Here is a 23,896-nt window from a genome sequence, read left to right on the forward strand (position 1 = left end):
TTGACTGCACGTGCCCCCAATAGAATACTTAGCCAAGGCAGAAAAAGTGACTGGATATTCATAGAGTGGGATCCAGCTCCTCCACAGAAGGATGTTTAGCTGTTCATTCATGAAAATGCCGACGCGGAAATAATGTGAATCAAATCCCTTGCACGTTCCGTGTAGCTATGACGCTGAACAAGCTCAGCGCCACGATCACGTATCCGTCGAGCCAAGGATTCATCTCCGATAGCCCTGTCTAATTTCCCACGGAGATCTTTAATGTCTGCAAACATTAAGCTGCCTGCTTCCTCAGGGAAAAACTCATGTTGCTCATCTGAGCGAGTTGCCAACATCAAGCCACCCATAGCTGGGATTTCAAACGTGCGCATGTTATGGGCACCGACGTTCTGCGCACGCAACAAATTCAAGCACACCGATGAGCTGTACATCACCCTTGATAGGTCTTCCCCGTATATGTTGCGGGGCACGATTCGCTGAAAAAGTGGCGAGTTTTTTGAAACCCGATCCCAATTGTTTCCAAATATTCGCAGATCGTAATCTGCCAGCTCTGTTAAAATTGATTCTCGCTCTGGGTCCCATGCCCCCACAAAGGTCACACGCCCTGGAATAATGGCCACCGGTTCCGATGGGGGGCGATGGAAATCAGAGTCGTAGCCAAAGGGAAGATAGACCACTCTCTTACAGCCTTGCTTTTCAAGTTTGGAGGCAACATGTCGCGACCAGGTGAAATAGAAATCGTAAAAGCTAAGCGAACGGATGATTTGAGAGTTTGTGGAGCCTCTTGATGCCACATTCAACGGGTCGTCAGGGTTATAATTGGCCCACAGGGCCTTCGGATTAATCGAACGACAAGCGTCAAGAGCAGAACGTGAGAGCTCTGCGCCTTTAAATACGACAACAACATCATATAATTTCCCTTTTGCAGATAGAAATTGGATCAGTTTAGCTCCAATTCTCCAACTTGAAATTAGCCGTGCAGATCGATTAAACACACGTGCAGGGATTCGAGATCCAGGGATAGAAAACGTCAGACGGCCTACATCAAACAAATCGGTCTGACAAAATCCAGCCTTAATTAATGCCCGGAAATACGCACTCTCAAGTGAGCCCTGTGCATTAGAGCCTACCAAAAGGATCTTGGGGGAATGTACCCACCTTTCGCTCTTGCTAGTCATTCGCAAGAAGGGGAAAGACTTTTCTTCCCTAAATATCCTAATGCCTTAGACAATCTATACAAAGGCATTTTGAGTTTCTCTAAAATTCCAGTAGGCACGAGGAGACCTGCTGATGTAGTTACCAGATAGACAGCAAGAAGGCCTATCCATGTACTCAAAGATACTCTCGATATTTTAATCAATCGGGGAGGAAAACAGCCTAACGCCATATTCACTGCCGCTTTGTAGACCCCATTCTTTCGATAATCGTAAAGCCAATACGGATAAGAAAAACATAGAATCTGGCAGTAGATTGAGAAAATGTAGCGTCCTCTCTCATGTGCCTGAACAAAAGGAAGAATCGCGTCGCAGGCAACTCTCCCTACTTGATCCAGGCCTCCTGTCTTTGGCGTAAGCTTGCAGTTATCTCGTTCCAAAACATCGAGATAACTGTTCACTGTCTTCCCTGGGATCTGCACGTTCATGGCTACCAGAGGCTCTGCAATTGACGCGAGAGTCCCGCCAGCGGCAATGATCCTGGCAGCGATATAGATCTGGACATATATTGAGCCATCACATTTATTCGTATCAAATCTCTTAAACGACGAATTCTTAAGGACAACGCCGCAGACAACACTGAAAGAGCGAAAGGTTCGAACTGCCACATTCGGACCAGACCCGATCACAGCAGTCCGCTGAGCACGGCGCGCGACTGGGCCAGCTGCCCCGTAAGGGTGACAGTTTACAAAGACTGCGTCAGGGAGGTTCAACTGCTTGAGGAAAGTCGCAAGCTGTGAAAGCGCGTTCTCACTCGAAAGGGCATCATCGTTCCCGAGTGTGAAGAGATACTCGCCTTCTGCCGCCCCCCACGATGCGCGGAGGTTTGCATCGTAACCGAGATTCTTGGGCTGACGGATATAACGGAATCTGACCGGACATTGCCCCTTCAAACTCGCGATATACGCCGGAATCACGTGCTCGGACTCATCGGTAGATGCGTCATCCGAGATGATGACCTCAACCGCCACATAGTCCTGTCTCCTAATCGAATCAAGAACAACCAACAAATACTCGGCTCGGTTATAATGAGGTATGCAGATCGAGATCAACACTGTAGCGCAAGCTCCATTAATCTACTAACCCGATGATCGCGAATGGACAGGTTAATTGAAATCAGGGAACGGGCGCCTCGAATAGCGCACTTCACAAGCTGAGCAATAGGACCAATCATGATCACTTGCAAGCGTCCCATGACATTCCAGGCAGACAAACAACTCTGCCAGATTAACTGCCCATCTCTTTCTTAGCCGATACCACCACCTCAGAATAAAAAGATCCAGGCTTCTGAGGTTGTGCAATGGCGAACGCTTTGCAACGAACCTTTCACCCACCGCTTGCAAGTCAGGCTCCACAAACCGGTCACATGAAATATCTGGATTGGTTATCTGAAACTTAATCTCCTCTTTCCAAAAGTAACTGACATGGGAAAGCTCAGGATTGCCATAGGGAAATTTTCTCCATGCTGAAGATCGCTCAACTAACTTCAGCTCGTTAAGAAACGAGTCCGGCCTAGCCGCTCGTTTCTTATGTATGACAAGCGCTTCATCACATTCATAATTTCCAAAAGATGAACATCTTATGGAACGATCATTTCGAATATCGCATTAGGTGTTTCGATATACCCGGCTCGGCCGACTCTCATCATTTCTTTCAAGAAGGTCTCAGTATCCCCCATATGCTCAAGAACATGAGGCCCAATAACGTAATCGAGCGCTTTATCGCGGAATGCTATTTTACAGGCGCCAGCTAAAACAGCCGGCCGATCCACGACAAAAGCATCATGCCGATATTTAGGATCAAGGTGCCACTCTAGCAATAGATCTGCAGCCGGGTGCGGGTTACTGCCTGCCCTACATCAAGGACGAGATCTGTCGGCTTAATCGGCAAACTTGTCTTTCGAAGGGACCACCGAATACGCTTCCATAACCAGGCCTCAAACATCCTCTACCCCTCTATTGGCCAGCTCAAGAAAGCCTGGTTCATTGCAACTATTCCTTCCCTGCTACTGCCAGCAAATTCTGACTAAAAATACCATCTCGCCCCGTACCCCCAGTTTCAGCTAACCAGCAAACCCTGAGAACAGATCGCACGGCCTTCCATGTCAACCAGCGAATAAAGCTTTTGAACCCATGGATGACCGGCTCGTCTTCATAGCAATGAATCTCCTTAAAGCCAACAGTCCTAAGCAACTGCTCAAGGCTTTCCTTGGTAAATGCCTGCTCATGGGTCCAATCCGCATAACGTACGCGCGAGCCAAACAATGCTTCCGCATTTGGTGCATGAAGAATCCAGCGGCCTCCAGTCCTCAAAACACGATAAACCTCATCCGCGAACGCTAATAACTCCGGCTTAGTCATGTGCTCAATCACGTCAAAAGCAATTACCACATCTACGGCTTCACCATCGAGAGTGCGAAGAACCTCGCCTAAGTCGGCCTCGCGGATACCTTCAATGCCTAGATCTCTGGCTGCAGCCACTTGTTCCGGTGAGCAATCTACCCCCGACACACAGTGATAGCCCGCCTCGCGCAGAAAATAAATAAGCGTGCCACTCCCGCACCCGAGATCAAGGATTTTCACCTCTCGGCAAGGAGGCACATGCTTGCGAATGAGATGGCGTAAATACGGAGCCCGACACTCCCGATCATCCGCCAAATACGCGCCCACGCCCCTCGACCGATACCTTTCATATATCCGATCGCGAATGTGCGTCAGACTCTTAACATCCAACTTTTGATCAGACGTCATTTTCTCTCATTCCAGTGTTATACGCATTTACTTTCAAACCTGAGCGGCAGATCAACTTAACCTCTCAAAAGACGTGCGAACATTTTCTCGAAATCGGTCAAAACCGTACGAATCCAAACACTCTCGCCTCAGGTACTCTTTATCCAAAAGCCTGGGGGTTATCGTCCTATCTAGAAAACTCAGGATCCCCTGCTCAAGATCGGCAGGCTTATCAGGGTCCACCAAGAGACCGATGCGGCCATTTAAAACTGCCTCCACCGAACCATCACAGTTGCCCGCAATTACCGGCACACCACAAGCCAACGCCTCGATAAAAACGATTCCAAACCCTTCCTTCTGAGATGGCATCACGAAAATATCAGCAACGCTGAATAGTTCCGGTAAGTCTTCATCAGACACATACCCTCGAAACTCAACACAGTCTGCGACGCCATACTCATGAGCAAGAGCTTCAAGCCTTGGCAAGTCATTTCCTTTACCCGCAATAATATACCGAACACCAGGGGATCTGGCTCGAACTTTCCCTAAGACATTGAGGACACGATCCACCCCTTTATACCGCTCACTGGCATCTAACCGAGCAACGGTCAAAAGAACCGGACTGTCAGGCAGCTTCCCCCTGCGAATAGGCCTAAATATCTCACCATCAACGGCAACAAAAACAATACTCATTCGGTCACGCTTAACGCCCCACTCCTCCATCCTGGTTGCAGTGTATTGGCTGATCGAGACTACATACTGAATCCACTTCGACGCCATACGAAGAAGCACATTCGGATTCCATGCTTCTATCCCATACGTAACAAGCACTACACGAATATTACTCACGAATGAAACGAGCGCGACCAAGGGAGAGAAATTAATATGACCACACACAAGAATATTAGGACGACGCATCAAGACTTCGCATAGCACGTTATAGGCAAAGCGCCATTTTCTAAAGACCGAACCCTTCGGACCGCACCCGATAAAATTGACTCGACTATAGTCAGGATGGTTGCTTGGCAGCAGATCATCATTGACACTGATCACGCGCAGCTCGCTTTGAGGAAAACCTTCTCCAAGCGCTCGAGTCAGATCCTGACCGAATACAGGTATACCCCCCTTTGAACGGTATACCTCTGGAAGCAATAACAAAATCCGATTGAGGCCCGCTTGATTCCGCCATACAGGCAATGCACTAATCCTGCTCAGTCCCTTCAGAACCGCTACGGCCCACGGACGAGACCAATGCATCTGCCCTCTATTGAACGCACTCTCTACAGCTCGAGCCTGGGACTTTTCTATCGGAAAAGAACACTGAGCATGGCGTGCAATGTCCGCGCTATATTCCTTCATCCACTGCTCAAATGGAAATGTAAATCCCATTTTACTGCGCGTGTAAACCGAAGCATTGAGATCCTTGCCGAGCGAAGCAATGAGCAAGTATTTGCTGTAAACCTTCGATGTCTTGATCGCTTCTGGCAACGCCGAAACAAATTCAACGAGACGATGGTCAAGAAACGGCACCCTAATTTCTAGACTGTGTGCCATGCCAAACACATCGGTATCACGAAGCAGCTGATTCTGCAGATACAAATCAAACTCCAGCTGGGCATACTCTGGCATAGACAAAGATCGCCCACGCATATCGGGGGCGATAAGAGGAAGCAGGCCAGCACCTAGGAGTCGAGCCGCACGATGAGGTGGAAACAGTCCACGAATTGCGCAATACGCTCCGATCGGCCCATCCTCACGCAAGAATTCCGCCTTCTCCCATCGATCCAGCCCAAGCCTCGCGCTAAGCGCACCAACGCCCGCCGCTGCCAATCGCAATCCTGGAAGCTTTGCCCAATTGAACAGACGCGGCCCTGAGCGAAACCCTGGATACCCCCAAAAAAGTTCATCGCCACCCAAGCCTGAGAGTACTACGGTCAATCCGGCCTCTCGCGCAGCCTTAGCGATAAAATACGTATTCACTCCGTCAACCGTCGGTTGGTCCATAGCTGCTAAGATCTTGGGGATCTCTTCCACAAAATCACGCGCACGAAGACGCACATCTATATGCTTACAGCCAAATTCCCTGGAAACTTGTTCCGCATGATGCCCCTCGGAGAACCCCTGTTCTTCAAACGATACACAGAGTGTGGTCAGCGGACTGGCCATTTTTTTTGCAGCAAATGCAGTTATGGCCGAGGAGTCCAATCCTCCGGATAAAAACACGCCAAGTGGCACATCACTGACGAGATGACTCTCAACTGATTCCGCAAGCAGACGCCTAGTTTCAGCCACAGCCTCTCCAAAATCTACCGAGAGGACTCCACTTTTCGGGATGGACCAATACCGGCTTGGTGTAGGGAAAGAGTATCGCCGCTCATTTATGAGCAGAGAGTGGGCAGCAGGCAAAGAAAAGACATCTCGCACGGTGGTAAATGGGGTCGGGACCGAACCAAAAACAAGAAATCCATGGAAGCCTCGTGGTTCTGGCTCATTAGGAATCAGCCCCCCAGCCATCAACGCGCGCACCTCCGAGGCAAACTGAAACGTGCCGTTCTTTCTGGCCCAATAAAGAGGCTTCATGCCAAACCGGTCTTTGGCGAGAAAAAGTTCCGGCTTATCCACTGCTCGAATGTCGAAGAAAGCCACCGCGAACATTCCTTGCAGGTGCTGTACGACATCTGCGCCCCACTCCTCGTAGCCGTGGAGGATAACTTCCGTGTCGGTGTCCGATTGGAACGCGTACCCTCGATGCATGAGCTCAGCCCGAAGCTCTCGATAATTATAAATTTCTCCATTGTAGGTGAGCCAGACTCGACCATCAGCACTCCCCATCGGCATGCGCCCACGTGGAGAAAGATCGATAATTGAAAGACGACGGGCACCCAGGACGGCGGACGGCGCGTCGACCGACCCTCTGTAGGTTCGAATATGCGTCTTATCAAACGCGGCGAGCAGTCCACGAATCTGCGGATCGTGAAGAGATTCATCAGGTAGAAGGAGGCCCCAATCGTTCGGCCCACGGTGAACCTGCGTATCCATCATCTTCAAAACAGCCGAAACATCATCGACCGTTACACGGCCATTCACCTTGAAGATGCCCGCTATACCACACATGCTACTTCGTCCTTGTAATGTGAACTATTGTGCGATCGATTTTTTCGCACAATACAGAACTGCTCTCACGCAGCCTTTTTCCAAAAGAAGAACGGAACAGAGCCACCACGAAGGGCATGCCCGGGTGCTAAGATCTTGATCGCTCCAAGACGAACACGGCGTTCAATAAATCGACCATTTTCAAGAAGGACTGCACCATTGCCCAAGACCGCCTGCAACGAAAACTTTCCCCCTTGGGTTGACAAGAAAACAAAGGAATTTTGCCAGCCTCCCCCTAAAACTGTCGGTGCCAATATTTCATTTCCACCTAGAGTCAGACTAAGTCTTGGCCAGACCCCACCAGCCGCCTCCCCCTGTATCGGTATATAAAGGACGACCTCTCCCGGTGGCAGCTCAAGATCCAACGAGGCTGTCAGTCCTCCCGATAGCCACCCCTCCACCATCCCAGCCCAAGGGCCGATCGAAGTAGCACCACCCAGAGGCTCTTGCCAACTGTTTACTTGCCCACGCGCCATAACACGAACTCCAGTCTCAGGCAAAGACGACCGTAGAGCCGGATAGTCTGCCTGCTCAGCCCATCGATCCGCGAAATACTGTTGCTCCGTCAGCCTATTCAAAAGAAGGCGTCGAACTCGTAAGTCTCCAGGTAAAATGGACCTTACTTGCCCAGGACTGCGCATGGACTGCCAGACTGCCTCGACGTATCGTTCGGGGAACTCACTGGCCCCTCGCTGTACCAGCGACGCAGTCAAACGCCGATCTTCTTCGTTCAAACTCTCCCACTCCGTGAGGTACCAACGCGCAACCGCGAATTGCACCTCTTGATCGTCAGGAGTCAGCTTGAGCGCTGCTTGAGCAGCGCGACGACCTCGATCGATGTCACCGTTTTGGAGCGATGCCCAAGCCATAGCTACTTGTAAGCGACCATTCGCCGGATGCGATTGAACTGCTTGCCCATAGGCCTGGGCCGCAGAAGCCCAAAAAATTTGGCTTGAAGTGCTGAAAGGTGAAGCAGATACCGCATTAATTTCATAGGCCCGTCCTAGTCGATAGGCATGAGAAGGCTGCCAGGGCTCAATAGTAACCGACCGGTTATACATGACTAACGATTCGGCTAAGAGGGCTTCTCGTTCTTCTCCCACTGCCCTGGAAGTTCTGATTATAAAATTGTCCCCTGCTCTATCTAATAAATCTGCCACGCCAGCCACCGCGCTGAGTCCAACTCCTATTAGCGCACCAATCAGCACGACCATACGGATGAATGAAACGCCACACGGATAACTATGCGATGACTCACTGGCATAAGACGCAGAGCGTCGTTGGATGACCGTCCAGCCCAACCCCATCAGGGAAGAAAGATATAATGCATTTGACGGCATTCGTAGGGGAAACTCGACGAAGCTGTGAAGGAGAATCGCCATCATGCCAGCAAGACAACCCAATCCTAATCCCCTGGCTAGAGGATCGTGACGGCCCAACCAAGCCGGTATCAATGTGCCCCAATATGCCATCAGGCCAACTATGAAGAGCAGGCCATAACTCACGCCACCTTCAGCAAGGATCTCCAGGGGCTCATTGTGACTATGGTCTACAACTTCCCCAGACTGGCTTGGTATAAATCGAGGCAAATTATCAACAAGCCCACCTAGCCCGATGCCGACGGCCGGAAAGGATTGAAAAATCCTATACGTTCCTTCCCTTACTGCTAGACGATCGGACACTTCCAGTATTTGAAACCGCTCGACTGTCACTTCAAGCGCAGCCCATGCTCCTGACATGAGGAGAACGGCAACAACCCCCGCTCCCACTACAAGAAGACGAATGCGCCCAGGCACAGCTCCAGATAGCCAGAGGCTCCCGAACAAGGCCAACATCGCAAGGGGGGCAACCAACCCTATTCTCGAGAACGAAAACACGATGCCGGCCAACATGGTCAAAGCAGCGATAACTAGCGGGCTCCCCTGCGCCCACTGATCAAGTTGCACCTTCGCCCGCGATTCATCAGTTCCCTCTTTACCCACCTGCCATCGGGAAAGCAGTAGACCAACGCTCACGCACAGAGCCATCGCCAGGAGCGCTGCAAAATGATTCCGGTTCACAAAGCTTCCTGATGCCGGTCTGGATAGGGAGCCTCCGACCTGAGCAAGTCCGTACAGGGATTCGCCCATGCCGATCAGAACTAGGGTCAAGGCCAAAGCATGAATCCGTTCACGAGTCCTAGCTAGACGAGCAACCAGGAAAAATACAGCCCCACAAGCACCGATCAGGAGGCCTGTCTGGATCGTCGCCCCAGGCGTAGTCGAGAGGGGCCGCCAAGTCAGGTCATCGTGATAATCAGGAATTGTCCAGCTATAGAGACTCTGCACGGATGGTGAAAGAGCTGCCACCATTTGAGACGGCAAGGGGACCGCTTGAAAAAATGCAAATAGGGTAGCCAGTATCCAGCAGGCCAGAATCAAACGGAAGGGTTTATTCGCTGTATCATTGGAAGAAAAATCGACGCGCAAGAGCAAATAAACCAGCAGAACGAAAACTGCCCCAGTTAGAAGCACCTGCGCTAAGGGAGCGATCGAACCTGATGGAATAGGAGACCACAGGAGGAGGAGGAGAAGCCCGCGCCAGACAAACCGACTATCTTCATTCACAGCCATACGAAATGTTGACAGCTATGAACGTTTCACCAACGACTCATCAGGCTTCTCTCCGTACGGTTTCTTTCCGTACGCCTTACCGTAATACGAGTAATAGCCGCTGTACTCTGAAAGGTCACGGGCAGCCAGCCGCTGCAACACCACTCCCAGCAACCTCGTTTGACCGTCGGTCAGCCTCTTGGCTGCCATGCGGACAGCTTGACGAGGTGTCTTCGTTGCACCCACCACTAAAATCGTGCCGTCAACTAGCGGGCCTAAAATTCGCGGGTCTGTCACAGCCAAAACAGGCGAACAGTCTACGACGACATAAACGCCCTCTTTTCTAAAGTTCTCAAGGAGGTCAGACATGTGCTTCGATTGGAGCAGTTCTGCTGGATTTGGAGGGATCGCTCCGCAAGGAATACATTTCAGATTCGGCACCATGGTCGGCTTGATAATCTCTTGAAGGCCCACTTCGCCGACCAGATAATGACTCAGTCCTTTTGTGACTTGCAGCCCCAAGGATGATGCGATGCGCGGCTTGCGTAAGTCGCCATCAATCAGCACAGTCGGATGGCCTAATTGCGCAAAGGTAACCGCCAGATTGATGGAAAAGGACGACTTACCTTCTCCGGCCATCGCACTCGTCACAAGAATCAACCGCGGCGCCTTATCAGCGGCGGAAAGGAGCAAACTAGTCCTAACCGAACGGACATGTTCTGCAAAAATTGAGTAGGTAGCTTCATGCGCCGCCAAATCGACCCCACCAGATGCTTTTTTGTCCGGGCGATAAATCGGCAAAAAACCAAGAAACGCCACGCCAGGCAAATAGTGAGTAATGTCGTCAGGCGATTTAAACGAGCTATCCATGTAATCGAGGAAAAATGCTAACGCGAGCCCACTTAAAATGCCCACAAGCGCCGCCAGCATCACAGTGGTAGTTTTCTTTGGCTTAATTGGGGAGAACGAAACGATGGCCGGGTCGGATATGTAAATATTACTGGATCTGATGTCGATGGCAATATCCGTTTCTTTCATCCGCTTGAGAAACATATCATAGAGCTGCCGATTGCTTTGGGCTTCCCGTTCGAGAATGCCGTATTGCACCTCATGCTGCCCCGACGCCATGACATCAGACTTCTGTTGATCTAACGCGTTTCTCACCACGCGCTCACGGCCCTTCGCCACTTCGTATTCGACCTTTACCGAGGTGTAAACCTTCTTGATCTCATGCTGGATCCGGGCTTGAATTTCTTTTAGTTCCGAGGCTGCCTGCACGAGCGTTGGATGCCTGGGGCCGTATTTCTCGTTCAGTTCTGCAACCTTTTGTCCTACTTGAGACTCCTGACTCCTAAGATTCGCAATCAACGATGAGCTGAGCACCTCACTGGACGATTCTAACTCTTTCGGATTGTCGAGCACCGACTCGATCTGCTTAAAGCGAGCCTCCGCCTCCACACGCTTGGTTTCCGCTTGGACCAATTGCGACTGCAAATCCCCTAGCTTCTGCGTCACTAACCGTTTCTTCTCATCGATATTAACCAGGCTATAGCGGTTGGCAAACAGTTGCAGCGCCTGCTCAGACTCCTGTACTTTCCTACGAAGCTCCTCGACGCGTGTCGTAATCCATTTTGTAGCCTCTTCTGCCGCTCCACTCTTCATCTCCATCGAGCGGGTGATATACACTGCAGCGATAGCATTGGCTGCATTGGCTGCAAGCTGAGGATCAATTGACTCAACGGATATGCGAATGATCCGGCTATTCATGACCGGCTTTACTGTCACGTGTTTTTTGAATGCCGCAACAAGCTTTCGCTCATTTTGGCTTTCCTGCTGTATGCCAACATCCTGCCCGGTCGGACTGGTCACCAGTGACACCAAAGTGTCTACCAGGAAAGATTTCGTCTCCCCATACCACGATTCAAGCCGACCCAACGGCTTCGCTGTATATTCTCGATGGTCCTTGAGATTTAATTGCCGTGCGACAATACGAAAAATCTCATAGCCCTTAAGAATTTCATATTGCGTCTTATAATAATCAATATTGATGCTCATCGGGGAGTAGACTTCCTCGACGCTCTTGGACATCACATTGGGGCCCGTTGGCTCAACCAATACACTGACGGTCGATTCATACACTAGCGGTTGCATCGACACATATAAGGCTGTGCCTGTTACCACGGATACACACAGACCAAGGACGGCCCATTTTCTTTTCAGAATGAGGCGAATGTAGTCACGAAGGTGCGTTTCCGCTGGAGACACAAACCCATCGGTAGAGGGGGGATGATTGTTCATTAGAAAAAGCTTTGCGGCACCACGATGATGTCGTCAGGCAAGACGGGATCGTCGAGATTGACCGAGAGGGTCTCTTCTTCGTCAGCTTTTGTGCGCTTGCGTTTGATCTTGGTCCGCCCCTGCGAAGCCTTGTCAGTAAACCCCCCAGCCAACGTGATAGCCTTCAACACCGTCAGCCCATCTTCGTAGGGATAGCCGCCAGGAGATCGCACTTCACCGGACACGAAGATATTGCGGTACCTGACAATATAGACGCTGACACGGGGCTCTTTGAGGTATCCGTCTGCAAGGCGGGTTTCGATCAACTCTTCCAACTGCTTGACGGTCAGCCCCTGAATATCCAACACACCCAGTAACGAGAGGACGATCTTGCCGTCGCCGCTAACACGGGTTTCGGTGGTCAGCGCATCCTCACCGAATACTTGAACCTTGATTACATCGTTGCCCCCCACCCGATAACCTGAATTGGGCGTACTCCCCTGTTCGGCAACCGCGCTATCACGATACCGGTCTCTATTGGGAACAGGCTTACTTGCACCAGACCCATCTCTAGGTGCGGCAAATACCTCCATGGAAATGGAGAGGCAGATAAGCATACCCACCATTCCGAAAATCCATTCCCGCCCCTTCATCATCTCACCTCAGAACTGTGCCTGCAGCGACACCATCATCTGGTTGGCATTATATTGTGTACTGATAAAGTTGGACAGACGCTCCGTATAGAGATAATTCAAGCGAGCACCAAGCCAGGGTTGAATCTGATACCAGAGGCCACCCCCGAATGTCAGATAGCTATCTTCACGGACGGCCGTCATATTATCCGCCGTGGTCGGCCCAGAATAAGTATCATGTTCGTACATAAGCTGCCCTGTCACATTCCATTTTTTTGTTATGGCATGGTTCACATCGAACGTAGTACCAGTCCCCGTATAAAATCTGGTTGCAGCCAACACGGTTTCATTTGTGCGGCGATAAACACTCAAATTCACCTTGGTCTGGTCTTGCGGCTTCCATGAAAAATTGCCGTTAAAGTACATTGTACCATATGCGCCGGTTCCTCTGTCGCTGGCACGATCCATCGTTCTCGTCTGCCAGCCGATATCGAACGAACCGGTTGATTTTGCCAGGCCTTCCCATGTGGAACCGCCGGCAAAGGTCAAAGTCGTGCTGTCCAAATCCTTGTTAACCTCATAAATTTCATGCTGATACAGACCCTTCACATACAGGTACGTATTGGGAGCAACACGCCCTCCTAGCGCAAGAGCATCATACTTCTCCTGTCTATTCCGGGTATTGATATCTCCAGCCGCCCCTGGGACTCGTGTGCCGGCTAATGGGCCGGTGAATTGATAATCGATATATTTATGCTGTACCTGAATATAGGTCTGACTCTTGAGTGTGACCTCACCGCCATACTCTTTGTTGTAAAACTGATTGATCGAGCTGCTTCCGGATGTTCCGCCTCCCAAAGCCGACGTCGCAGAACCTCGGTAGTCATGGCCGTTCTTTAATTCGCCCAATAACTTGACGGTCAAACCGCCAGGAAACATCAATATGGGGTTGAGCGACATAGTCTGGTCATTCACATCCATCGTGGCATCTCTGCTGTATCGTTCCAGATAGGCCCGATAATCCACGATGATCTTATGCCGACCCAAAACAGGTAGTTGAATTTGCAAGCCAGGCTGATAGGTCGTGTACCAATCCGATTTCTTCCCACCGAACGTATTATCCGTCCGAGTGACGTTATTCGTGTAGTTTTCTGCCATGCCGAAATGCGGATGGACCTTCAGCGGACCTGCCTTAATATTACCTTCCGTTAGCTCCTGGACAGCGAAGCCATAGCCAGATGGATAGATGTCGTATGTCACATTGGTAAAGCGGGATTGTTGGGTCAAGAAAGGATTTAAAGGGGCTGCCACGGGAGTAATCTCGTCGGCCGCTCCCGCTCCCTGCACAACACACACACTCGCTGCCATGACCATCACCGCGACTATTTGCTTCACTGATCGCATAATTGCCCCCTCCGTAGGGCTAGCGAAAACCGCTACACACTCATCCTGAGTATCTTCAAATTCAACAGGCGCGGATTATGAAATATTCACAAGAGAAAAACAATGGAAAAACTGACAGACCCGAGTACTTTCAACTACTTGACAATTAATCTCTACCACAGAAATACCCGCAATCACTTAAGCTAAACTAGCTTGCATTGCAGCCACATTCCGACAACTCAAAAAATTGAGAAAATGCAACCAGACCCGACGACAGTAGACGGCAGAATTATGCCTCACTGCGGCGACGACTCCCTCGCCTCCTGAACGAGGTCGAGACTTGCCTGTCTCCGCCTCTCAACGCAAATCAGCCCCCGACACCCTGCCACACGACCCACGGCAAGAGACATGCCCATTTGTATTGCGCCTATCCCAGCCACTGCTTCCAGCAAGCCAGAAAAACCGTCACTAATCTGCATCAATCTACGGCCTCCCGCAACAGAACGACAGTACCGCCAATTTCCAGCACATCGAAAAAAATTTCATGCGCGCTGCGCGCTGTTACTGCAGGTTCTGCGCGCCTGAAATGTGATGGACGTGGATGATGCTGCGCCATTTTCCAGGTCGCCAAAAGAGGCTTTTTCGGCTGCTACATTTGGAATGGGCCGCCGATACGGAGGTCCATTTTCACACTGAGGATCGCGCTAACAGATCTCGGATTTCACAACTATGACGTCCAGGATTATCTACATTGTGCTGCTGCTGACTCTGTGGGGATGTAGCACCTCTCACCAGACGCGCACCTACGAGATCCCCAAGGGCTCGTTAATCCTGACCGACGACTTGGCAGTGATTCAGCAGGCCTGCAAGGGGGCGGTGGCCCTTGGCACCATCATCGGCTGCTACACACCCGTCACTCAGACCATCTACTGTTCCATGAATGATTTGGCTACCTGCGGCCACGAGTTGCTCCATCACGTCGGGCTACGCCATGAAAACTTCGAGCATGATCCGGCAAACCCGACGCGCGCTGAAGCCCGATCAGTTGAGCCGGAACTGGGAAGAGACACGAAAGGAACCACCATTAAGATTGAGTAGCGGAGCTCTTTTCGCGGGAATCCAGCAGCAAGTTACGGATACGCAGGGTCAAGTCATCGCGCACCGATCGATAGGTCTTCAGAACAAGCCAGTCAGGCCCCCACAATCGATAGGGGTCCTTGATGCTCCAATGGAGGCGGTGTTGGGTCGGAGAACCGCTTGGAAATAGCCCCTGGGCATAGTCGCAAAGCGTCACCACCAGGTCCATCTCACCGATCGCCACAGCCCCTACCCCTTTTGGGACATGATTGGAAATATCGATACCCATTTCCGCCATCGCAAGCACGGCCCTCCGGTCCAGGGTAGCCGGCGTCACACCGACACTGAGCACCTCCACCCGCCCCATTCCATAATGGCGAGCGATGCCTTCAGCCATGGGGCTACGGCAGGCATTTCCCGTACAGACGAAAAGAATGCGAAAGGGCTTTTGGCTCCTGCCAGGCTGAAGCGTCAATCGGCTATTCATTCTGCCAATGGCAGAATCCTTCTTATCCTCTTCAGTATGAGTCAACGCCTGTGTGCCCTCAATAGGGCCTATATGAGGCATAGCTCCGCTCTTTCACTTACAGATACGAAATCAAAATTTCCGGTGGAGGTTCGGCAAGGGAAACGCCCCTCCTAGAATCCCTACATCATATGTACGCTATTTCCTACAGGTACCCATCCCATGGTGCATTTCACACACAGTATCACCTAAACATGTCCACTGAGCAAAAAATCGTGAGTTCACTTTTCGTTGCAGCCTGTTTCTACGCTTGGCACCATCGCAGCATGTTGATGGTGCCGCCCGTGCCTGTGTGGCTCAGTTGGCAGAACCAACCTTGAAAATGGCGGGGCAAGCACGGGCTCGATGGATGACCGGATGGCAATGCTGACGCACATTTGGTTTCGTTCGGCGCTCTACTCAAACAGTTAGCGACAAGTGCCCTCGCCTTCAGTGGCGCGACAGCAGACTGGGGAGTAATACCCCTAGCACTATGTGCTCGAATCCGCTCATAGGTCTGTCGTCCTCAGCGCCCCACTCGACAACGACAACAATAGTGAAGATCTAGGCACTACGCTATTCCTCTTAAGTGGGGAGAGAGCTGTGGATAACCTGACCGAGCCCCACATGGGCTGGTCCGTCACTGTCCCCATTGATCAACCACGATACCAGCTAGGCACCCTTAGCAGGCTGCGGGAAAAACTCGATTAAAATGGAAAACATGGCTGAAATCTTCCGTATGGTGCTGGGGCCGGGATCATCGCAGAATGCTCAAAAAGGCCGTCCAGCAAGGCCGCAGCAAGCGAACAACCGAACTGTGAACGATGAACGCGGAACGCTGAGATGACGAGCGGTTTCATCGTTCATCGTTTTCCGGGTGACGGACGTTTTCAGCATCCTGCTAGAAAAGGGTATAGATGAACGGAGCAACCGCCGATCCCTGGGTCAGGACAATCAGACTTCCAAGGAGTACGAGCACGATAATGATCGGAAGGAGCCAGAATTTTTTCCGCTCCTTCATGAAGGCCCAGAGTTCCATCACAAAATCGCCCATACGCACCTCCTGTTGACGAGCCTCGGCTCAAAATTGGTATTTCATATGGGAACGGGGTCTCGGAGATCGGACCACTCTGTAGGTCGTACTCGACTCAGAAAATGCCTGCCTCATCGTATCCTTCCCCATGAGACGGAACATAAATCCGATTGGAGTCACCAGGGCATAGAATACGATACCGAGCAGAATCCTGGTATTGATCCACCCCAGAATATGCCCGACCCACATCCACCCTTTATGAATAGGCGCCAAAATAGAGGGAAGAGCGCCACCACATATAATGAGCAGGCCTCCGACTCCGGTTGCCCACAGGCGCAACGGCTCCCCGCGAAACACAATCGGCCAAAGACCGATCACGGCAAAAACCGCTCCGACCAACAATCCAAATTGCCGTAGCTCTTTACGTGTGGCTGCGTGATCCATTGTCCCATCCCCCGATCAGCTAGCAGGCTGTTGATAAAGGCTGCCAGCGGCGTTCTCACGGCGCTCAGATGCTCAACGTACAGCAGAGAGTACGCTTCGCCTCTTCGCTTGCTGCGGCCTTGCTGGACAGCCTTTCTGAACAGCCTGCACATGATTCTGGGCAGGTTCGTGGTTGGCACTGACTCCCCCACCCAGCCTTCTCAATGAGTTTACCAATAAACTGCTAGTCGAGCTCGAATTCCTTCTTCCAATCGGAATCCCCTTCGAGGGGCTTCTGATCCTCTTTCCTCAGCACATAATTCTCAATCACCAGGACATCCATCTCCGTCCGCATAAAGCAGCGATAGGCATCTTCCGGCGTGCAGACAATCGGCTCGCCACGCACGTTGAACGACGTATTCACACAGGTGGCATACCCTGTCTTTGCCTCAAACGCTTTGAGCAATTGGTAGTACCGGGGGTTCGTCTCTTCGTGCACCGTCTGAATTCTGGCAGAGTAGTCGATGTGCGTGACGGATGGGATATCCGAGCGTGGCACATTCAGCAAATCGATCCCCCAGAGCTCTTTCTGTCCCGGATCACATGGAAGGCGCCGCTTTTCAAGAACCGGAGCCACGAGCAGCATATAGGGGCTGTCACAGTTCATCTGGAAATAGTCCGATACTCGCTCTCTCAACACGGAAGGCGCAAACGGTCTGAACGACTCACGATACTTAATCTTGAGATTCAGCACGGACTGCATTTTTGTATTTCGAGCATCCCCGAGAATGCTACGCCCGCCAAGAGATCGCGGCCCAAATTCCATGCGGCCCTGATGCCAGCCCACGACTTTTCCCGCCGCCAGTTCATCGGCCACCCGACCATACAAATCCTTCTCATCGAGCCGACGATATACCGCTCCAAGGGTTTTCAGCCTTGCTTCGACATCCTCATTGCTAAATGCTGGCCCCAGATAGCTCCCCTTCATTTTGTCGTGGATGTTGTCTGCGGTCCTGGGCTTGTTCTCATACTGGTGCCAGGCACTCAACGCAGCACCCACCGCCCCGCCCGCATCGCCGGCTGCCGGCTGAATCCAAATACCCTTAAACGGTCCCTCCCGAAGCACTCTCCCGTTTCCGACACAATTCAACGCGACACCGCCGGCCAAGCAGAGATAGTCCACTCCCGTTTCACGATGCATCGTCCGCGACAGCCGCAGCATGACCTCTTCCGTGACTTCCTGAATGGATCGAGCCAAATCCATCTCGCGCTGACCAAACTTCGACTCTGCCTTGCGAGGGCGGCCGCCAAATATGCCGTCAAACTTGCGGCTCGTCATGGTCAAGCCGGTGCAATAGTTGAAATACTCCATGTTCATTCTGAACGTGCCGTCAGGCTTGAGATCGATCAGATGTTCATAAATCGCCTTAACATACTTCGGCTCTCCATACGGAGCCAACCCCATGACCTTATATTCACCGGAGTTGACTTTAAACCCCGTGTAATACGTGAAGGCCGAGTACAGCAGACCGATCGAGTGGGGAAACGGAATGTCCCATAGCGGGGTCAATTTATTTCCTTCGCCCAGCCACGCCGATGTGGTCGCCCACTCTCCGACCCCGTCCATGCAGAGCACCGCGGCCCGTTCATAGGGGGAGGCATAAAAAGCTGACGCGGCATGGGACTCGTGATGCTCGCCAAAAAGGAACTCCGGCAATTCGGACTTATCGAGGCCGCTCGAACAGGCCAGCACTTCTTTTTGCAGCAAGTTCCGCAGAAAGAGTTTTTCTTTCAACCAGACGGGCATCGCGGCCAGGAATGATTGAATGCCTTTGGGGGCGAATCCCAGGTATGTTTCCAACAACCGCTCAAACTTGATGAACGGCTTGTCATAAAACACGACATATTTCAGATCCTTGATGCCAATCTTGGCCTGAGCCAGACAATACTCAACCGCTCGGCGCGGGAATCCCGGATCGTGCTTCTTTCGTGTAAACCGCTCTTCTTGTGCCGCCGCGACAATCTCGCCGTCCTGCAGCAGGCACGCGGCACTGTCGTGATAAAAGGCAGAAATGCCAAGTATGTACATAGTATTAATCGGTTACGTATCGTGAACTCCTCAGTCAAGAGAATAGTGCATTAAGCTTACGAGGGCAACCCTTCACATGCAGCGAAACGGCGCTGCCACAGATGATGGCGAATCAGAGGGGCACGGCAATGAAGGAAATAAAACGACTTCGTTGACGGACACCCAACGTTCTGCCATTCTGAGCAAAATCAACGGAGGGGGTTCATGCCTCAAGCGAAAGAGCGAAAGATTGCCGTTGTGGGGCTTGGCTACGTGGGCCTCCCCATTGCTGTTGCGTTCGGAAAACAGCAGCGTGTAATCGGTTTCGATATCAACAAGGCCAAGATTGCAGAACTCCAGAAGGGCCTCGACCGGACCGGCGAGGTGTCTCCTTCTGAGCTGAAGACGTCAGATGTCCAATACACCTATCAGCCCAGCGACCTCAAGGCGGCTGATTTCATCATCGTGGCCGTCCCCACGCCGATCAATGAAGCCCTTCAGCCTGACTTGACGGCTCTACGGAAATCATCAGAACTGATCGGGGCCAACCTCTCGCCAGGCGCGATTGTGGTCTTCGAATCGACGGTCTACCCTGGAGCCACAGAGGAAGTCTGCCTGCCGATTCTTGAACAGGCCTCTGGCATGAAATGCGGCGTGGACTTCAAGCTGGGCTATTCTCCTGAACGAATCAATCCTGGCGATAAGGAACATACCCTCGAAAAGATCATCAAGGTCGTGTCAGCCCAAGATGACGCGTCGCTGGAGATTGTCGCGAACACCTATGAGCTCGTGGTCAAGGCGGGAATCTACCGCGCCTCCAGCATTAAAGTGGCGGAAGCAGCAAAGGTGATTGAAAACACCCAGCGGGATTTGAATATTGCGCTGATGAATGAGTTAGCGCTCATCTTTCACCGTCTCGGGATTGATACAAAATCCGTTCTGGATGCGGCAGGAACCAAATGGAACTTCCTGAAGTTTTCTCCGGGACTCGTGGGCGGCCATTGCATCGGCGTGGACCCCTACTACCTGACCTCCAAGGCTGAATCGGTCGGCTACCATCCGCAAGTCATTCTGGCTGGCCGGCGCATCAATAACGGCATGGGGAAGTTCGTTGCGGAGCAAACGATCAAGCTGCTCGGTCAACTGCCCCGGCCAATCAAGGATCTCAAGGTGGCAGTCTTAGGCCTCACCTTTAAAGAGAATGTGCCGGATCTGCGCAATAGTAGGGTGCCCGATATCATTCAGGAGTTGCGCGAGTATGGGGTCCAGGTGTTGGTGCATGATCCGATCGCAGAACCAAAAGAAGCGGTCGCGGAATATGGCATTCAGCTGCAGTCGTGGAACGATCTGAAGAATGTCGACGGACTGATTATTGCTGTGTCCCACCGTTCCTACGCAGAGATGAGCCTACAGGAATTGCTCAAGCCCCTCCGGAGTCAGCAGGAGGGAGTGGTCATTGATGTGAAGTGCTTGCTCGACCAAGCCAAGCTCCCCCCCTCCTTGACGTACTGGCGTTTATAAGGCGCCACGGTGCTTGACCTGCGCCAGGCGCGCGCTCACTCCCCTTTGGGAAGTCGCGAGAAATAAAACGTGGCGATGGCCACGGTCGCCGCGACATTCAAGGATTCCACGTCGCGGCTGAGGGGGATGGTAAATCGAGTGGTGGCCTGGGTGCGGATCTGCGCTGACAAACCGCGGCTTTCATTGCCGACCGCGAATACCAGTTTCCGTGGCGCCTGGTGAATTTCGTCGATCGAAACAGTTCCCTCCCCTGCCACTTCCGCCGTGAAGATCTGACAGCCCTGTTGGATCAGCCAGGACACATCCTTAGTGAAAAAAATCGGCAGCGCTAGTAGGACGCCGCTCGTCGAACGCACCACCTTCGGCTGATAGATATCAGCCGATTCAGGCGTGAGCCAGAGGGCACTTACGTTCAGCGCTGCCGCCGTTCTGATAATAGCCCCCACATTGGCAGGATCTTGCAACTGCTCTCCGAAAATCCCCAGGACCGTCGGCTGCCGAAGAATCGCAGCTTCATCCCATGTCGGCTGCCGCACCACGGCGAGAATACCTTGCGGCGCTTCCAGGTCAGATAATTTCGAGAATTGAAAATCAGGGCAGGAATACTGCTGTACCGAGGCAGGGAGTCGAGCTAACCCGTCGTCCCCCACTTCTTTGAGCAGGTACCCCTGGGTCGTTACGATCGTGAGAATCTGTTCGGGGTGCCGAGTCAGGAGATCGCGCACCGCATGGGCGCCTTCGACTACGAAGGCGCCTTCCGCAGCTCGCACACGTCTCTCGTGGAGGAGCTCCCGAATGTACGAGCCTTGCGCACGCGTCAGGAGAGGGAGAGCCACGCTAATACGTCACAGTGAGCAACGAGGCCTTAGCGGCGTTTCCGCCCGGACGCGGCTTCGGCAGCCCGAATCCGTTGGGCCCGCAGCTTCGCTCGCTTCAGTGCCGTCAGCTTCCCTCTGGTTCGATCCTGCTCATGCTGCAGCTTATCGAACTGAGACTTGAGATGAAGTTTTTCCCGCTTGTGAAGCGTGGCGCATTCTTCTTCGGAAAGATGGATCCAGTCGCCGCTCGTCCGCGCCCGCTTGATCCGCTGCTGCAATGACTCCCGCAACTGTTTGGAGCGCATGGTCAGGAGCGACTTCAAGGCTTCCTTGCGTCGCTGCACTTCCTCTTCCTCTGCGAGAATTCCGCGAATATCTGTTCCTAACATGGCACGCCTCCTCACTGAATCGAGAATAAACTGGAAGCGGCATTATACCTGATTTCACCACCCATCTTCCAGTAGGCGAAATTAACGATAAGTTATTGATTTGCAAGGAAAGTTCGTCGCAGGGCCGCTGGAGTCTGGAGTGAGGTTGCGAAGACGGCCCCTCTTCAGTATCATCGCGCCATGGCACTTGGACAACAGATTCAGGCCTGGCGCATCTCGCGGGGCCACTCGACCGACTATTTAGCGGCTCAATCGTCTCTCTCGCTTCAGGCACTCGAGGCCATTGAAGCTGAAGAAGCCGACCCCTCCGCCTCAATGCTGGAATCGCTCGCCGCCACGCTAAAAATCCCTCCAGCCTGGCTCTTTCACCACCCAACTTCATTTCGCACTCTATTTGAAGATCCGGAGGAAGCAGACAGCTCCATCCCCCCTGGCCCTGATCCTGTCACAGAACGAATTCTCGCCGGATCACGGATGGACCGGTCGCTGTATGTCCTATTAACGGCGATCATCCAAAGCGGCGAACCGAAGTTGCTCCGTGCAGCAGAGGTGAATTTACGCAGCCTCGTCAAGCAAGCTAAACAGGCCACAGTCCCCTGGCAGAACCGGCCGTCAGGTCACTTCGAACCACCGAACGATTAGCAGGATGCTGAAAAAGTCCGCCAGCGTCGCTCTCGGCTCATCGAAATCCTCAACGTACCCTTGAGGGTACGCCTCCGGTTTCGGCTCCCTGCGGCCTTGCTGGACGGCCTTTTTGAGCACCCTGCAAAACCCTTCATCGGCAAAGACGAATGTGGAACCGTTCGATCAGAAGACTTGCAGGATGAAACACTTGAGATAGCGGGTTTCCGGCATGGTGGCGAGGATGGGATGGTCGCTGGCCTGTCCACGCTGTTCAAGTAGACGAACCTGCCGTTTCGCATCTCGCGCAGCGAGACGAATGCCCGTCCACAATTCCTGCTCCGTGACATGATGCGAGCAGGAGCTCGTAACTAAAAATCCTTCCGGCTTCGTGAGCTTTATCCCGAGCAGGTTCACATCTTTGTAGCCAGCCAAGGCGCGAGGCACCGCTTGTTTACTGCGGGCAAAGGCGGGAGGATCGAGCAGCACCAAGTCATAACGGCGCCCGGCCCGTTCCAGCTTTCGCATCTCCTCAAACGCATCCGCCAAGCGATAGAGGCAACGGTCCTCCACCTTGTTCAAGACCGCATGGTTGCGCGCGAGCACCAGGGCCTCTTCGCTCACATCCAGCCCTTCGACCGACTTGGCTCCTGCGAGCGCCGCATGAATCCCAAAGGCGCCGGTATGGGCAAACACCTCCAACACCTCCGCGCCAGCCGCAAACCGCGCCGCCACCAGTCGATTCTCCCTTTGGTCGCAAAACCAGCCGGTCTTCTGTCCTCGCTCGATGTCGACGAGAAATCTGGCCGGCCCCTCCTGGACCTCGACCGTCGTCGCGCCGCCCCCTCGAAGGAAGCCTCGCTCCACCGGCAGCCCTTCTAATACGCGACTCTTGGCATCGTTACGCAGATAGACCCGCGTGGCTCCTGACTCCTGACACACGAGATCGGCTAGGAGATCCTTCCGGCGGTCCATGCCTGCAGAGAGGGTCTGCATGACCAGGACATCGTCGTAGCGATCCACAATCAAACCGGGCAAGCGATCCGCTTCTCCATAGATGAGGCGGTAGGCGTTGGTGACGGTGACGATCTTCTGCCGCAGCCTGACCGCCTGTGCGAGACGTCCCTTCCAAAACTGTTCAGTGATCGGTTCGTCCTCAAAGGTCAGGATCCGCACGCGGATCTTGGAGGCTGGATTGTAGAGGCCTCGCGCAAAGAATCGTCCATTCGGCGCCAGGACATCCACCACATCGCCAGCAACCGGCTCGCCGCTGACCGATTCGACGAAGCCTGCATAGATCCAAAGATGCCCCGGCTCCTCAACCGCGCGTGTGCGGGAGAGCCGGACCTGACCGCGGGGACTGTCATCATGAATAGCCATACTGTACTTATCCAATGGCTGCGAACCGAACGTCAAGCCCCTCGCACAGATCTGGTTGCTTGACGGCTGACCCGCGCTATGG

The 23,896-nt window shown here is 52.6% G+C and carries 18 protein-coding genes; 3 read left to right on the plus strand and 15 right to left on the minus strand.

Translation table 11 applies throughout. The features are described 5' to 3' along the window. Positions 1 to 107 precede the first annotated feature (107 nt). From NT179_02505 to NT179_02540, 8 genes are all read right to left on the minus strand, one after another. Entirely contained in the window at positions 108 to 995 is an 888-nt protein-coding gene (locus tag NT179_02505) for a glycosyltransferase (GenBank protein MCX5720883.1), read from the minus strand. A gap of 179 nt (positions 996 to 1,174) precedes the next feature. Continuing rightward, positions 1,175 to 2,269 (minus strand): glycosyltransferase family 2 protein, encoded by a 1,095-nt coding sequence (locus tag NT179_02510; GenBank protein ID MCX5720884.1) that lies wholly within the window; start codon positions 2,267 to 2,269, stop codon positions 1,175 to 1,177. Between the two features lie 936 nt (positions 2,270 to 3,205). Next, positions 3,206 to 3,964 carry a class I SAM-dependent methyltransferase gene (locus NT179_02515; GenBank protein ID MCX5720885.1) on the minus strand — a complete coding sequence of 253 codons (759 nt, stop codon included), beginning with the start codon at positions 3,962 to 3,964 and terminating at the stop codon, positions 3,206 to 3,208. A gap of 51 nt (positions 3,965 to 4,015) precedes the next feature. Further along, entirely contained in the window at positions 4,016 to 7,057 is a 3,042-nt protein-coding gene (asnB, locus tag NT179_02520; protein ID MCX5720886.1) for an asparagine synthase (glutamine-hydrolyzing), read from the minus strand. Positions 7,058 to 7,122: 65 nt separating this feature from the next. Then, positions 7,123 to 9,708, minus strand: a complete 2,586-nt coding sequence (locus NT179_02525; GenBank protein ID MCX5720887.1) for an O-antigen ligase family protein — start codon at positions 9,706 to 9,708, stop codon at positions 7,123 to 7,125. Between the two features lie 15 nt (positions 9,709 to 9,723). Further along, positions 9,724 to 11,742, minus strand: coding sequence for a polysaccharide biosynthesis tyrosine autokinase (locus tag NT179_02530; GenBank protein ID MCX5720888.1), 2,019 nt, complete (start codon positions 11,740 to 11,742; stop codon positions 9,724 to 9,726). Positions 11,743 to 11,984: 242 nt separating this feature from the next. Then, positions 11,985 to 12,620 (minus strand): polysaccharide export protein, encoded by a 636-nt coding sequence (locus NT179_02535; GenBank protein ID MCX5720889.1) that lies wholly within the window; start codon positions 12,618 to 12,620, stop codon positions 11,985 to 11,987. A 6-nt stretch (positions 12,621 to 12,626) separates the two neighbouring features. Continuing rightward, a complete protein-coding gene (locus tag NT179_02540; GenBank protein ID MCX5720890.1) occupies positions 12,627 to 14,000 on the minus strand; it encodes an outer membrane beta-barrel protein in 1,374 nt (457 codons plus the stop codon). Positions 14,001 to 14,708: 708 nt separating this feature from the next. Here NT179_02540 and NT179_02545 point away from each other — a divergent pair. Next, positions 14,709 to 15,077, plus strand: coding sequence for a hypothetical protein (locus NT179_02545; protein ID MCX5720891.1), 369 nt, complete (start codon positions 14,709 to 14,711; stop codon positions 15,075 to 15,077). Here NT179_02545 and NT179_02550 read toward each other — a convergent pair. The 4 genes from NT179_02550 to NT179_02565 form a co-directional block, all read right to left on the minus strand. Further along, positions 15,064 to 15,543, minus strand: a complete 480-nt coding sequence (locus tag NT179_02550) for an arsenate reductase ArsC (GenBank protein MCX5720892.1) — start codon at positions 15,541 to 15,543, stop codon at positions 15,064 to 15,066. The two genes, NT179_02545 and NT179_02550, sit on opposite strands and share 14 nt — an antisense overlap. Before the next feature lie 919 nt (positions 15,544 to 16,462). Continuing rightward, positions 16,463 to 16,615 carry a DUF5989 family protein gene (locus tag NT179_02555; GenBank protein MCX5720893.1) on the minus strand — a complete coding sequence of 51 codons (153 nt, stop codon included), beginning with the start codon at positions 16,613 to 16,615 and terminating at the stop codon, positions 16,463 to 16,465. A 27-nt stretch (positions 16,616 to 16,642) separates the two neighbouring features. Continuing rightward, complete coding sequence (locus NT179_02560; GenBank protein ID MCX5720894.1) at positions 16,643 to 17,038, minus strand: SxtJ family membrane protein; 396 nt, start codon at positions 17,036 to 17,038, stop codon at positions 16,643 to 16,645. Positions 17,039 to 17,261: 223 nt separating this feature from the next. Continuing rightward, positions 17,262 to 19,106, minus strand: a complete 1,845-nt coding sequence (locus NT179_02565) for a carbamoyltransferase (protein ID MCX5720895.1) — start codon at positions 19,104 to 19,106, stop codon at positions 17,262 to 17,264. A 204-nt stretch (positions 19,107 to 19,310) separates the two neighbouring features. On the opposite strand from NT179_02565, the gene NT179_02570 reads away from it, so the two are divergent. After that, positions 19,311 to 20,606, plus strand: a complete 1,296-nt coding sequence (locus tag NT179_02570) for a nucleotide sugar dehydrogenase (GenBank protein ID MCX5720896.1) — start codon at positions 19,311 to 19,313, stop codon at positions 20,604 to 20,606. Between the two features lie 35 nt (positions 20,607 to 20,641). Here the strand turns inward: NT179_02570 and NT179_02575 are convergent, their stop codons facing one another. Together NT179_02575 and NT179_02580 are read right to left on the minus strand one after the other, a co-directional pair. Further along, on the minus strand, positions 20,642 to 21,376 hold the full coding sequence (locus tag NT179_02575; GenBank protein MCX5720897.1) for an RNA methyltransferase: 735 nt from the start codon (positions 21,374 to 21,376) through the stop codon (positions 20,642 to 20,644). A gap of 95 nt (positions 21,377 to 21,471) precedes the next feature. After that, positions 21,472 to 21,813: a hypothetical protein gene (locus NT179_02580; protein MCX5720898.1), complete on the minus strand. Its 342-nt coding sequence runs from the start codon at positions 21,811 to 21,813 to the stop codon at positions 21,472 to 21,474. 180 nt (positions 21,814 to 21,993) lie between these two features. Here NT179_02580 and NT179_02585 point away from each other — a divergent pair, with 180 nt between their 5' ends. Then, positions 21,994 to 22,455 carry a helix-turn-helix domain-containing protein gene (locus NT179_02585; protein ID MCX5720899.1) on the plus strand — a complete coding sequence of 154 codons (462 nt, stop codon included), beginning with the start codon at positions 21,994 to 21,996 and terminating at the stop codon, positions 22,453 to 22,455. A gap of 165 nt (positions 22,456 to 22,620) precedes the next feature. Here NT179_02585 and NT179_02590 read toward each other — a convergent pair whose 3' ends face one another. Then, positions 22,621 to 23,814, minus strand: coding sequence for a class I SAM-dependent rRNA methyltransferase (locus NT179_02590; GenBank protein ID MCX5720900.1), 1,194 nt, complete (start codon positions 23,812 to 23,814; stop codon positions 22,621 to 22,623). Positions 23,815 to 23,896: the final 82 nt, after the last annotated feature.

It is taken from the genome of Nitrospirota bacterium (genome assembly GCA_026387665.1).
GTDB lineage: Bacteria > Nitrospirota > Nitrospiria > Nitrospirales > Nitrospiraceae > Palsa-1315.

Coding starts and splice junctions, on each gene's coding strand:
- NT179_02515 (MCX5720885.1), bottom strand. CDS start 3,964: ATGACGTCTGATCAAAAGTTGGATGTTAAGAGTCTGACGCACATTCGC.
- asnB (MCX5720886.1), bottom strand. CDS start 7,057: ATGTGTGGTATAGCGGGCATCTTCAAGGTGAATGGCCGTGTAACGGTC.
- NT179_02525 (MCX5720887.1), bottom strand. CDS start 9,708: ATGGCTGTGAATGAAGATAGTCGGTTTGTCTGGCGCGGGCTTCTCCTC.
- NT179_02530 (MCX5720888.1), bottom strand. CDS start 11,742: ATGAGCATCAATATTGATTATTATAAGACGCAATATGAAATTCTTAAG.
- NT179_02535 (MCX5720889.1), bottom strand. CDS start 12,620: ATGATGAAGGGGCGGGAATGGATTTTCGGAATGGTGGGTATGCTTATC.
- NT179_02540 (MCX5720890.1), bottom strand. CDS start 14,000: ATGCGATCAGTGAAGCAAATAGTCGCGGTGATGGTCATGGCAGCGAGT.
- NT179_02545 (MCX5720891.1), top strand. CDS start 14,709: ATGACGTCCAGGATTATCTACATTGTGCTGCTGCTGACTCTGTGGGGA.
- NT179_02550 (MCX5720892.1), bottom strand. CDS start 15,543: ATGAATAGCCGATTGACGCTTCAGCCTGGCAGGAGCCAAAAGCCCTTT.
- NT179_02555 (MCX5720893.1), bottom strand. CDS start 16,615: ATGGGCGATTTTGTGATGGAACTCTGGGCCTTCATGAAGGAGCGGAAA.
- NT179_02560 (MCX5720894.1), bottom strand. CDS start 17,038: ATGGATCACGCAGCCACACGTAAAGAGCTACGGCAATTTGGATTGTTG.
- NT179_02565 (MCX5720895.1), bottom strand. CDS start 19,106: ATGTACATACTTGGCATTTCTGCCTTTTATCACGACAGTGCCGCGTGC.
- NT179_02570 (MCX5720896.1), top strand. CDS start 19,311: ATGCCTCAAGCGAAAGAGCGAAAGATTGCCGTTGTGGGGCTTGGCTAC.
- NT179_02580 (MCX5720898.1), bottom strand. CDS start 21,813: ATGTTAGGAACAGATATTCGCGGAATTCTCGCAGAGGAAGAGGAAGTG.
- NT179_02585 (MCX5720899.1), top strand. CDS start 21,994: ATGGCACTTGGACAACAGATTCAGGCCTGGCGCATCTCGCGGGGCCAC.
- NT179_02590 (MCX5720900.1), bottom strand. CDS start 23,814: ATGGCTATTCATGATGACAGTCCCCGCGGTCAGGTCCGGCTCTCCCGC.